The organism is Flavobacterium ammonificans (assembly GCF_020885975.1).
GTDB classification, from domain to species: domain Bacteria; phylum Bacteroidota; class Bacteroidia; order Flavobacteriales; family Flavobacteriaceae; genus Flavobacterium; species Flavobacterium ammonificans.
This window is the reverse complement of the sequence record NZ_AP025183.1, coordinates 1,466,540-1,479,805: the sequence shown is the minus strand read 5'-3', so window position 1 is coordinate 1,479,805 and position 13,266 is coordinate 1,466,540. Positions and strand designations below refer to the sequence as shown.

At 34.0% G+C, this 13,266-nt stretch carries 8 protein-coding genes and 1 pseudogene; 4 read left to right on the top strand and 5 right to left on the bottom strand.

What is annotated here, in order from left to right; all coding sequences use genetic code 11:
• Positions 1-69: 69 nt before the first annotated feature.
• From bshB1 to tnpA, 4 genes and pseudogenes are all read right to left on the bottom strand, one after another.
• A complete protein-coding gene (gene bshB1, locus LPC23_RS06675; RefSeq protein WP_229329027.1) occupies positions 70-786 on the bottom strand; it encodes a bacillithiol biosynthesis deacetylase BshB1 in 717 nt (238 codons plus the stop codon).
• Between the two features lie 38 nt (positions 787-824).
• Positions 825-1,871 carry an isochorismate synthase gene (locus tag LPC23_RS06670; RefSeq protein ID WP_229329025.1) on the bottom strand — a complete coding sequence of 349 codons (1,047 nt, stop codon included), beginning with the start codon at positions 1,869-1,871 and terminating at the stop codon, positions 825-827.
• A 15-nt stretch (positions 1,872-1,886) separates the two neighbouring features.
• Positions 1,887-2,318: a PaaI family thioesterase gene (locus LPC23_RS06665; RefSeq protein WP_229329023.1), complete on the bottom strand. Its 432-nt coding sequence runs from the start codon at positions 2,316-2,318 to the stop codon at positions 1,887-1,889.
• A 399-nt stretch (positions 2,319-2,717) separates the two neighbouring features.
• Positions 2,718-3,179: pseudogene (tnpA, locus tag LPC23_RS06660) on the bottom strand (IS200/IS605 family transposase).
• Positions 3,180-3,228: 49 nt separating this feature from the next.
• Between tnpA and LPC23_RS06655 the strand changes: the two are divergent.
• The 3 genes from LPC23_RS06655 (at position 3,229) to LPC23_RS06645 (ending at position 9,381) form a co-directional block, all read left to right on the top strand.
• Complete coding sequence (locus LPC23_RS06655) at positions 3,229-4,776, top strand: right-handed parallel beta-helix repeat-containing protein (RefSeq protein ID WP_229329021.1); 1,548 nt, start codon at positions 3,229-3,231, stop codon at positions 4,774-4,776.
• 83 nt (positions 4,777-4,859) lie between these two features.
• On the top strand, positions 4,860-8,546 hold the full coding sequence (gene purL, locus LPC23_RS06650) for a phosphoribosylformylglycinamidine synthase (protein ID WP_229329019.1): 3,687 nt from the start codon (positions 4,860-4,862) through the stop codon (positions 8,544-8,546).
• A gap of 61 nt (positions 8,547-8,607) precedes the next feature.
• Positions 8,608-9,381, top strand: a complete 774-nt coding sequence (locus LPC23_RS06645; RefSeq protein WP_229329017.1) for a DUF3667 domain-containing protein — start codon at positions 8,608-8,610, stop codon at positions 9,379-9,381.
• Positions 9,382-9,390: 9 nt separating this feature from the next.
• On the opposite strand, the gene LPC23_RS06640 is transcribed toward LPC23_RS06645, so the two are convergent.
• On the bottom strand, positions 9,391-11,313 hold the full coding sequence (locus tag LPC23_RS06640; RefSeq protein ID WP_229329015.1) for an LTA synthase family protein: 1,923 nt from the start codon (positions 11,311-11,313) through the stop codon (positions 9,391-9,393).
• 117 nt (positions 11,314-11,430) lie between these two features.
• Between LPC23_RS06640 and LPC23_RS06635 the strand changes: the two genes are divergently transcribed.
• Positions 11,431-13,203 carry an AMP-dependent synthetase/ligase gene (locus LPC23_RS06635; protein WP_229329013.1) on the top strand — a complete coding sequence of 591 codons (1,773 nt, stop codon included), beginning with the start codon at positions 11,431-11,433 and terminating at the stop codon, positions 13,201-13,203.
• The last annotated feature ends 63 nt before the right edge of the window (positions 13,204-13,266 follow it).

The window sequence follows — 13,266 nt, the reverse complement described above, 5'->3', positions numbered from 1 at the left end:
GTATAACGGGTGCAAATATAGCACAATTGTTCACTTTCGCAAAGAAAATTTTAAAAAAATATCCCGATTTTATATCAAATCTCCTAAGCTATTGACAGCCAAACACCTTTCTACTGTAAAACCTTCTGCATGCTCTACTCCTACTAAACGTCCTAAATCTCTAGAACGGTAATTTAAGCTTTCCAAAAAGTTTTTACTCGTTATTGGAGATTCTGGCTCATTGGAATTTGGGTCGTAAAATTGAGAACTATAGGCTAAAATAGCTGCTACTTTTTTATCAGTAAAACCAGTAATATCCACTACAAAATCAGGTTTGATATCGTTCCATTGGATGTAATGATAGACTAATTTAGGTCGCCACGCTTTTTGATTTTCTCCATCCAGCTGCGTTTCAATCTTCATTAAACCCGATAAAAAACAAGCATCCGAAACCAATTGACTTCCTTTGCCATGATCAATATGTCGGTCCTCAATAGCATTGCACAAAACAATTTCAGGTTGGTATTTTCGAATCATTTTGATTACTTCCAATTGGTGCGCCTCATCATTCGCAAAAAAACCATCTCTAAAACGAAGATTCTCACGTACTGCAACACCCAAAATTTGAGCCGAAGCTGCTGCTTCTTGGTCTCGCAAATCTGCCGAACCACGCGTACCCAATTCGCCACGAGTCAAATCGACAATACCCACTGTTTTGCCCAAAGAAATTTCTTTTAAAATTGTCCCCGCGCAACCCAATTCAACATCGTCAGGATGTGCTCCAAAAGCTAGTATATCTAATTTCATCTTAGTTTTATTTTGATATTGTTAATGTAATTGTATTTCTACAATATTCGTTTCATAATCATGGACTTATTCACGCTTTCCTTCCATTCTTTTTCAGGATCACTGTCTTTCGTAATGCCGCAACCCATATACAAATGCGCTTGATTATTTTCAATTTGCATACAACGCAAATTTACAAACAAATCCGATGCAAAATTCCGATTCAATTCACCTAAAAAACCCGTATAAAAACTACGATTGTAATTTTCATTGGCTACAATAAAAGCTTTCGAAATAGCCTTAGGTACACCACAAACCGCCGGAGTGGGATGCAATAACTGAATCGCTTTTTTTAAATTCAGCTCTTGTCCAAACACACCTGAAATATCCGTTTTAATATGCCAAAGAGTACCAGCTTTTACACTATATGCCTCCGAAACTTGAATTTCGGCACTCGCCTCCTTTAATTTTGAGACAATATAATCCGTTACAAATTGTTGTTCTTCTTGTTCTTTTTGTTGCCAAATAACAGTCTCGCCTCCTGCAACTTTTTGCGTTCCCGCTAACGCCATCGTTTCAAATGAATCAACATTTGCTTTAAGCAATTGTTCCGGACTAGCGCCTAACCAAATACCAATTTTTGGATGGTGAAAACAATACACAAATGCCGAACGATACTGCTGCACCAATTTTTGAAAAGTAGCAACCAAATCAAAGTGAGTTACAGACACAATTTCCTTTCTTGACAAAACTACTTTTTGAAATTCATTATTCTGTATGGCTTGAATACCTTTACCCACTAAATCCTGAAAATTAGTTTTTGCTGATTCATCCTCTTTTACATCAAAATCGTTTAGCAAAATACTTTCATAATTGCTCATCCAATCTTCGCTCCATTGTTCCGATTCATTCTCTGGAATAATGTAATTATGACTTCCGTCAAAAGAAGCAAAAACAAAGCCTTTTTCGATAAAATCGTTTACTTTAAACAGCTTATCATTTTGCTGAAACAAACCCAAAACGGTATCCGAATTAGGCTTACAATACACCACAAAAGGAAAATTTTGCTGATGATGAAGAGCAATTTTATCGACTAATGAAATCATAGGAATGTTTTCTTATTATTGGGTTTTTCGTTTTGGCAACACCATATTTGTCAATTTGCAAATCGAAATTAGATTGTCATTCTCATCAACTATTCGGATTTCCCAAAGATGAATGCTTTTCCCTTTGTGGATAATTTTGGCAGTAGCAGTAACTATTCCGTTGCGTTTTGACTTCAAATGATTGGCAGCGATTTCTATTCCGCGAACTTCAAACAAATCCGAATTAACAAACAACATCGAAGCCGCACTACCCACACTTTCTGCCAAAGCAACTGTCGCTCCGCCGTGCAACAATCCCATAGGTTGATGAACTGAAGGGTTTACAGGCATGGTGGCTACTAAAAAATCTTCTCCTGCGTCTACGTATTCAATATTTAAAGTTCCCATCAATGTGGTCGCAGCAAACTCATTGCAATATGCTAATATCTTTTGTTTATCAAATGTCATAGTCTTGTGTTTGAAGATGTAAAAATAGCCAATTTTATCGAAATCAAACAATACAAATATCGCCCCTATGGGGGCTACCAAAATACAACTCCTACGGAGTTAATGATATTTGATATCGTCCTTACGGGACTAATTGGTTGGGCGATAATCAATTTCCTACCGAAATTTAACTCCTACGGAGTTTATTATGATATAATTAGATATCCCGTTAGGGATTTTATTTCGGTAACATTAAGCAATAATAAGAGAAAATCCCGTTAGGGATGACATTTTACCCAAATGTAACACCTACGGAGTTATCAATAATAAAATTGAATATCTCTGTTTTTAATCCCGTTAGGGATTTAATATTGGTAACAAAAAATAGTAACGAGAGAAAAATCCCGTTAGGGATGACATTTAAATTAGATCTTTAAAAACATATCTTTCATCATAATCAATTTCAAAAGCATTCAAAAAATCTAAATATTCTTCGTTAAACGATTTTACTTTATGTTTTTCTTCTTGATTCTGAATGTAATGAATAACATTTTGAACGTGTGATTTAGAATACGAGAAAGCACCATAGCCTTCTTGCCATTCAAACTTTACCTTTAAAAACTTTTTCTCATTGATCCATTTTGATGAATTCGCTTTAATATCTTGCATCAAATCAGAAACCGATTGGGAGGGTCACATACCTACCAAAATATGAAGATGATCCGGCATTCCATTTATAGCTAATAATTTATGATTATTCGCTTTAATTATTCCTGAAATGTATTGATACAGTTCTTGTTTAAAGGAAGAATGAATAAGTCCGTTTCTGTATTTTACTGCAAATACAAATTGGAGGTGAATTTGGGTATAGGTATTCGCCATAGATTTGGATTCAATTGGGATTGGACATAAAGTTAAAAAATATGTTGTTATGGCATATGAAATTATTCGTTATTTTTACCAAAAAACTAAACCCATGCAATTGAATCGGTTGTTCTTTCTTATCGGAATCCTAGTTACGGTTTGTGCCTGCCGTTCCGATTTTGAGACGGTTGCCAGCAAAGGAGATTTAGTTTTTTCTCAAGACACCATTTATTTAGATACTGTTTTCAGTACCATAGGTTCCAGTACATTCCAACTCAAAGTGTACAACAAAAGTAACGAAGATATCTCGATTCCTTCGATTCAATTAGGCAAAGGACTGAATTCCAAATACCGAATGACGGTGGATGGTATATCTGGAAATCAAGGAAAACTTTTTCAAAATGTGACACTTTTAGCCAAAGACAGTCTGTATATTTTCATTGAAACTACCGTCAATGCAGCAGATGCTAATTCAACCGACTTTTTATACACTGACCAAATTGAATTTGACAGCGGTGTAAACCTTCAAAAAGTAGCATTGGTAACTTTAGTCAAAGATGCTATTTTCCTTTTTCCAAAGCGCTTACCCAACGGAAGTAAAGAAACGATATCTGTTGGAAACAAAACCGTAGAAGGTTTTTATTTAGACGATTCTCAATTGCGCTTTACCAATCAAAAAGCTTATGTTGTTTATGGATATGCTGGCGTTCCTTCAGGAAAAACAGCTATTTTTGACGCGGGTGCTAGAGTCTATTTTCATGCCAATTCAGGATTGATTGTGGGTAACAATGCTTCGCTTCAAATTAACGGAAGTAAATCTTCAACTAGCCAACTCGAAAATGAAGTTGTTTTTCAAGGTGACCGACTCCAATCTGACTATGACAATGTGCCTGGACAATGGGAAACTGTTTGGATCAATGAAGGAGCTATCAATAACAATATCAATCACCTAACAATTAAAAACGCATCCATCGGCTTGTTAATACAAAACAATAATGGAAGTAATACAAGCATCAAAAACTCACAGATTTACAATTCTACTCACTATGGAGTATTAGCCCAAAACGCAAAAATAACCGCAGAAAATTTGGTAATTAATAATGCAGGACAAGCTGCGTTAGCTTGTATTTATGGCGGAAATTATACCTTTACCCATTGTACGTTTAATAACAATTGGAATAATCCCAATCAAATGGCAGTTACCTTGAGCAATTTCAAATTAGGTAGCGTTCCAGAAACGAATGCGCTTAGTAAAGCGACTTTCAACAATTGCATTATTTATGGTGCCTACTCTAACGAATTGGAACTGAATAAAAAAACAGGTACCGCTTTTGAATACCAATTTAATAATTGCTTGATTAAATTTGATTCGAAATCAGCAGCTGCAAATCCGTTATATCAATTTACAACAGATGCGACGCATTATAATGCCATTATCTTAAACCAGGATCCTAAATTTCAAAGTATTACTAAAAACAAACTCAATATCGATGGAAGTTCATCGGCTGTTGCCAAAGGAAATGCTACTTATTTAATTCCGCTAGACATTAAGGGAAATACTAGAACATTACCACCTGATTTAGGAGCCTACCAAAACAAACCTTTTGTTAACTAATTTTTAATAAGTCTTTCTATTTGGTGTTTGTCTGAACTGTTTATTTACATTAAATTTGCAGTACAATACAACAAACTTATATAATGATTCATTTCTTTGAAAACCAAAGCAAAACTGTTTTTGCCGTTCAAACAAACAATACTGTAGCTTCAGGAGAAATTTCGGCTGAAGACATTTCAAAACTAAACTGGCTTTTTGCCGACGCGCATAAAATTGAAAAATCCGTTCTAGCGGATTTTTTTGTTGGGCCACGCGCCACAATGATTACGCCTTGGAGTACCAATGCTGTTGAGATTACCCAGAATATGGGAATTACAGGAATCATTCGAATTGAAGAATTTCATTACGCTACAGAAGATTTTACGGATTTCGACCCGATGCTTTCGCAAAAATACACTGAATTACACCAAGATATATTTACCATCAATGTTACGCCAGAACCTATTTTGGATATTGACGATATTGATGCGTATAACAAAACAGAAGGTTTGGCTTTAAGCCCAGAAGAAGTAGAATACTTGGATAATTTATCGACTAAATTAGGTCGTAAATTAACCGATTCAGAAATTTTTGCCTTTTCTCAAGCCAATTCAGAACACTGTCGTCATAAAATTTTCAATGGAACTTTCGTAATTGATGGGGAAGAAAAAGAAACTTCTTTATTCAAATTAATCAAGAAAACGTCTCAAGAAAATCCAAATGATATTGTTTCGGCTTACAAGGACAATGTGGCATTTATAAAAGGACCAAAAGTGACACAATTTGCACCAAAAAGTGCTGATAAACCTGATTTTTATCAAGAAAAAGAATTTAATTCGGTGCTTTCATTAAAAGCAGAAACACATAATTTTCCAACAACCGTAGAGCCTTTTAACGGAGCTGCAACGGGTTCAGGAGGAGAAATTCGAGACCGTTTGGCAGGTGGTCAAGGTTCATTGCCTTTAGCAGGAACTGCAGTATATATGACTTCCTACTCTCGATTGGAAAATAATAGAAATTGGGAAAATGGTGTTGCCGAGAGAAAATGGTTGTACCAAACTCCAATGGATATTTTAATTAAAGCCTCGAATGGTGCTTCTGATTTTGGAAATAAATTTGGGCAACCCCTAATTACAGGTTCGGTTTTAACTTTTGAACACCAAGAAAATAACCGCAAAATTGGTTACGATAAAGTAATCATGCAAGCGGGCGGAATTGGCTACGGAAAGTTAGATCAAGCAATAAAACACAAACCTTCAGCAGGCGACAAAATCGTTATTTTGGGTGGTGAAAATTATAGAATTGGTATGGGTGGTGCTGCCGTTTCTTCTGCAGATACAGGAGCTTTTGGTTCAGGAATTGAATTGAATGCCATTCAACGTTCGAATCCAGAAATGCAAAAACGTGCTGCCAATGCCATTCGTGGTTTAGTGGAAAGCGACTCAAACCCTATCGTATCGATTCATGATCACGGTGCGGGTGGACACTTGAATTGCCTTTCAGAATTAGTAGAAGAAACGGGAGGTCTGATTGATTTAGACCAATTACCTGTAGGAGATCCAACGCTTTCGGCTAAAGAAATTATTGGAAACGAATCGCAAGAAAGAATGGGATTGGTTATTGGTCAAAAAGACATCGATACCTTACAACGCATTGCCGACAGAGAACGTTCTCCTATGTACCAAGTGGGTGATGTAACTGCTGATCATCGTTTTACTTTCGAATCAAAATCGACTGGGTTGAAACCAATGGATTATGCTTTGGAAGATTTCTTCGGTAGTTCACCAAAAACCATAATGAACGATAAAACCGTTACTTATAATTATAAAGACGTTCAATACGACGCAACTCAATTCACTTCCTATTTAAAAGAAGTATTGCAGTTAGAAGCAGTAGCTTGTAAAGACTGGTTGACCAATAAAGTTGATCGTTGTGTAGGCGGAAAAGTAGCCAAACAACAATGTGCAGGTCCGTTACAATTGCCTTTAAACAATTGTGGTGTAATGGCTTTGGATTACAATGGTAAAGAAGGAATTGCAACCTCTATTGGTCACGCACCAATTGCTGCCTTGATTGATCCTGTAGCCGGAAGTAGAAATGCTATTGCCGAATCCTTATCCAATATTATCTGGGCGCCAATCAAAGACGGATTAAAAGGAATTTCATTGTCAGCCAACTGGATGTGGGCCTGTAAAAACGAAGGAGAAGATGCCCGTTTGTATGCTGCTGTAGAAGGCTGTTCGGATTTTGCTATCCAATTAGGAATCAATATCCCAACAGGGAAAGATTCACTTTCGATGAAGCAAAAATACCCTAACGACGAAGTAATCGCGCCAGGAACAGTGATCATTTCAGCAGGTGGAAATTGTACAGATATTAGAAAAGTAGTAGAACCAGTATTCAGATTCCCTGGCGAGGGAATTACAGCTGGTTCTATTTATTATATCAATTTGTCACAAGATGAATTTAAATTAGGTGGTTCTTCTTTTGCACAGATTTTAAATACCATTGGTACTGAAACTTCAACTATTAAAGATGCCGCTTTCTTCAAAAAAGCATTCAATACCATTCAGGAATTAATTGGCGACAACCAAATTGTAGCTGGACATGATATTGGAAGTGGTGGATTAATCACTACGCTTTTAGAACTATGTTTTGCTGATGTGAATTTAGGAGCACAATTGGATTTTAGTGCTTTCGCAGAAAAAGACCTAGTTAAAATTCTTTTTGCTGAAAATATCGGATTGGTGTTGCAAGCGAAATCTGATGCAGAAGTTGAAGCAAAATTAAATGCCAATCAAATTGAATTTTTCAAAATTGGTAATGTAACCAATACCCCTACTTTAGAAATCGCTAATTGGAAATTAGACATTGCTGAATATAGAGATGTTTGGTTCAAAACTTCCTATTTATTAGATCAAAAACAAGCTAAAAACGGAACGGCAAAAGAACGTTTCGACAATTATAAAAACCATGCGTTACAATTTAGTTTTCCAACTCATTTTACAGGGAAAAAACCAGTTATTGACGCAAGTAAACCACGTCCAAAAGCAGCTATTATTCGTGAAAAAGGAAGTAATTCGGAACGCGAAATGGCGAATGCGATGTACCTAGCTGGATTTGACGTGAAAGACGTTCACATGACCGATTTGATTTCGGGCCGTGAGAATTTGGAAGACATTCAATTCATTGGAGCCGTTGGTGGTTTTTCTAATTCAGATGTTTTAGGATCAGCCAAAGGTTGGGCTGGAGCCTTTTTATACAATGAAAAAGCAAAAACGGCATTAACCAATTTCTACAAAAGAGAAGATACTTTATCTGTTGGGATTTGTAATGGATGCCAGTTGTTGATGGAATTGGAATTAATCAATCCAGAGCACGAAGTACACGGAAAAATGCTTCACAACAACAGCCACAAACACGAAAGCATTTTTACTTCAGTGAAAGTGCAAGAAAACAATTCGGTGATGCTATCTAGTTTGGCCGGAAGTACTTTAGGAGTTTGGGTATCGCATGGTGAAGGAAAATTCAACTTACCAATGGGAGAAGAAAATTACAACATAGTAGCCAAATACGGTTACGAAGGCTACCCCGCTAATCCAAATGGTTCTGATTACAATACTGCCATGTTATGTGATACCACAGGTCGTCACTTAGTGATGATGCCTCATATTGAACGTTCTACATTCCCGTGGAACTGGGCTAATTATCCAAAAGATAGAAACGACGAAGTTTCGCCTTGGGAAGAAGCCTTTGTTAATGCCAGAAAATGGATTGAAAACAAAAAATAATCTTTAAAATCAGCCTTATTTGGCTGATTTTTTTTTATTATTGTAAACCAAATTTTAATTTATGAGCCTTCCTAATAAATGTTTAAATTGTAATTTTGAAACTAATGGTAATTTCTGTAGTAATTGTGGACAAAAAACAAACATCCACAGAATAACCTTTAAGCATTTTATTTTTCATGATGTACTTCATGGATTATTTCATTTTGATAAAGGGATGCTGTTTACTGCAAAAGAATCCTTAATTAGACCTGGAAAAGCTGCGATTGATTATATTGAAGGGAAAAGAATTCGTTACTATAATGTATTTTATCTAATTCTACTTCTCATAGGGCTTAATATTTTTCTATCCTCTTACTATGATAATCTTTCTGAAATTTATAATCCAAAAATTAATGAGAGAGTAAGTAATGCTTTAGGAGAAAAAATAGAGCAGTTTTTCAGTGATTATGCCAAAATAATTATTTTTTCATTTGTGCCTTTGTTTGCTATCAATGGATATGTTTTGTTTAGAAAACGTAAATTGAATTTAAGTGAACATTTTATTATTGCAGGTATTACTTTTTTAGGAATTCTATTGGTAAATACTTTTAGCTCTATAATTTCATTTTTAGATTTTACAATCTACTTTGATTTTTTAAGTGATATAATGTCTTTCGCAAGTTTTATAGTCATTTTATCCCTTCCGATTTACAGTTACTATCAAACATTCAAAGGCTTCTATAACAAAAAATACTTCACAATTCGAATGTTAATTTTTTCTTTATTATTACTGTTTGAACTTGTACTTATTGTAATCTTTATTGTTGGAATTGTCAGTAATTGGAAATTTAAATAATTAAGAATTCTAATGCTGCGCTAATTTTTTATCCATTATTCTCGCCATATAATCTTGTATATAAGCTTTACATTTTAATTCAATTAGATCCATTTCGGCATTTCTTTTAGCAATTAAATTGTATTTTAAGTCTTTATCTTTTTTATCATAAAAGCCAACCACTTTAGTACCGTCAAATGTGCAGATGTAATTACCACTCATGAATTGGTACAAATTAGAAGAATAACGAATTACAAAGGGTTGTATTTTCTTATCTCCTACCAAACTTCTGCCCCAACTTCTAAATGGCTTATTGTAACCCATCAAGTCTAAAATAGTAGGATACAAATCGATTTGCTGAGCATATTCTTTACTCTCCCCTACCAAATCAGAATTAGGTTTATATATCATCATAGCTACCGCATTCTTATTCATTTCTTTCTTGTATTCGTCGTAATAAATAGTATTACCATGATCACCTACAAAAACAAAAATTGTATTCTTAAACCATGCTTCTTTTTTAGCAGAAGCAAAAAATTGTTTCAAAGCATAATCGGTGTAGCCAATACATTGATGAATATTAACATCCCCTTTGGGAAATTTCCCTTTGTATTTATCTGGAACTTGATACGGTTCGTGAGAACTAACTGAAAATAGTGTAGCCATAAAGGGCTGTTTTTCTTTGCTAATAGTAGTATTAAAGTATTGGAAAAAGGGTTCGTCCCAAATTCCCCAAACGCCATCAAAATCTGCATCATTATTATATTCGTTTTTACCATAATAATGATCAAATCCTAAAATGTTGGCATAGCCTAAAAATCCCATCGAACCATTAGGTGCACCATGAAAAAAAGAAGTAGCGTATCCTTCACTTTTTAATGTAGAAACTAAGGACTCTGTTTTTTGTTTTGGATACGGAGATGATGTGAATGCATCTTTAAATGAAGGAATCCCAGCTAAAACAGAAGACATTGCATGTATGGATTTATAACCATTGGCATACGCATTTGTATATATCATACTATGTTGTGCCAAAGAATCTACAAAAGGCGTATAGCCCTTGAAATTAGGAATTTTCATATCTTTATTAAAAGAACCAAAATACTCTTTAGCATTACTTTCCAAAATAAATATAACCACGTTGGGTTTTGATTTTGGATTGTTTTTGTATTGTTTTATGGGCTGAACCAATGAGTCAATTGTAATTGAATTAACAAAATTCACTTTCTTGAAATTATTACTAAACATAGTTCTAATTAATGCGAATGGGGTGTTTAGCACAACATCTGCCTGAGAAGAATTTTTAACATTACGACTGGCATCAATCATATTGATTGGACGTGTACTTTTTTTGAAATCACCACGAATACCTCCAATTATTAATGTACTAGTTAGTAAGAAACTGATAAGAGAACTTCCGAAATAAACCTTTCCTGAATGATGCTGAACTTCAGAAATTGTTACTTTCCTATACAAATACACCCAAAAAAATGAAATCAATACAAACAATACAAAAACATGCCAGTAATTCATTAAAAAATTAACAAATAATATAGTCTTATTACTTTCGTTTTTTAAAGAATCTAGTGCTGCAATAGTAGAACGCCCAAAATTAAATCGATAATAAATGAAATCAATGAAGTTAGTAGCGTAGCCAAATAAATTGGGTATGAAATACAAATAAAATAAAAACGATTGGTACTTTTTGGTGTGATTAATTCGGAGTGGAAGTATTGAAAATACAATAAAAAGCATATTTAAATATAGGATGGCAGCAGTATCAAAAGCCAATCCATAAAAACACATTGATGCGACATCACCAATTCCATCAATTTGAATTAAATTTTTATTGTAGAAGTAAAATAAAAGTCGAGATAAAAAATAAAAAAAATAGATTAGCACAATTCTGTATGCTACTACTTTATATTCGCTATATCTTGGTAATCGTTTCATTTTAACTCTAAAAATTAAGTAAGTGCCAAAAATAATCATTTCCTATTTACCAATACAGCTAAAAATAAATTTTGATATTACATTATAAATTAATTAAATTGCATAAAAATTTTTAATATGATAACAATTACTAGGCTTTTTGATTTTCCGTATTACCAAAAAGAAAATTTTAATATTTCAGATTCTTTGGTAACCAAACAAGGTGGAGAATGGATAAAGACATCTACTGAAGAGTATATTAGTAAAGCTAACGCTATCTCTCGCGCTTTGTTGAAAATTGGAGTTCAAAAAAACGATAAAATTGCTATCATATCAACCAACAATAGAACCGAATGGAATGTAATGGATATTGGCATACTCCAAACTGGTGCCCAAACCATTCCAATCTATCCAACAATTTCTGAAGAAGATTATGAATACATTTTAAATCATTCAGAATCAATATATTGTTTTGTTTCTGATGAGGAGGTATTAAAAAAAGTCAATGCTATTAAAAAGAATGTAAGTTCTTTAAAAGAAGTTTATTCTTTTAATAGTATAGAAGGTTGTAAAAACTGGACTGAATTATTGGAATTAGGAAAAGATGAAAGTAATCAAAGTGATGTAGAAAATTGCAAAAATAAGGTTAAGCCAGGAGATTTAGCGACTATAATTTACACTTCTGGAACAACTGGAAAGCCTAAAGGGGTGATGCTTTCTCATAAAAATATTGTTTCAAACGTAATCAGCAGTGCACCTAGAATTCCTTTTGAAAAAGGAAATAGTCGCGCATTAAGCTTTTTACCGGTTTGTCATATTTTTGAAAGAATGATTTTATATTTATACCAATATTATGGTGTATCTATTTATTTTGGAGAGTCTATAGAAAAAATCAGTGATAATATCAAAGAAGTACAACCTAACGTAATGTCGGCTGTTCCTAGACTTTTAGAAAAAGTGTATGACAGTATATATGCAAAAGGAACTCAATTAACTGGAATTAAAAAGAAATTATTCTTTTGGGCAATTGAACTTGGCTTACGATATGAGCCATACGGAGCAAACGGTTGGTGGTACGAATTCCAACTTAAAATAGCTCGTAAATTGATTTTCAGCAAATGGAAAGAAGGATTAGGTGGTAATCTAGATCTAATGGTTTCTGGAAGTGCAGCATTACAACCTAGATTAGCAAGAGTATTTGCTGCGGCTCAAATACCTGTTATGGAAGGTTATGGTTTAACAGAAACATCTCCTGTTATTACCGTAAACGATATGAGGAATTTTGGGTTTAAAGTAGGTACAGTTGGTAAAGTAATTGAAGGAGTAAAAATCAAAATTGCTAAAGATGGCGAAGTTCTTTGCAAAGGCCCGAATGTAATGATGGGGTACTACAAAAACGAAGAACTTACAGCTGAAGTTATTAGTAAAAATTATTTTCATACAGGAGACATCGGGGAAATTGATGCTGAAGGATTCTTAAAAATCACAGACAGAAAAAAGGAAATGTTCAAAACTTCTGGAGGTAAATATATTGCTCCTCAGATTATAGAGAATACGATGAAACAGTCCCGATTTATTGAACAAATAATGGTTGTTGGTGAAGGTCAAAAAATGCCAGGAGCAATAATTCAACCAAGTTTTGATTTCATTAAAGAATGGGCTAAAATGCATCAAATAAGTATTGGAAACTCAAATGAAGAAATTGTTACTAATGAAAAAGTAATTGAGCGCATTCAAGAAGAAGTCGATAAATTGAATGAGAAATTTGGAAATTGGGAAAAAATCAAACGTTTTGAACTTACACCAGATGTTTGGTCAATAGATGGAGGACATTTAACTCCAACGCTAAAACTTAAACGAAAAATTGTGATGGAAAAGTATTCCGATTTATTTCAAAAAATATACAATTAAGAATCTATTTTTTATTATTCAATCCCCTGTTCAAAACGACAGGGGATTTTTTTTTGAAAAAAA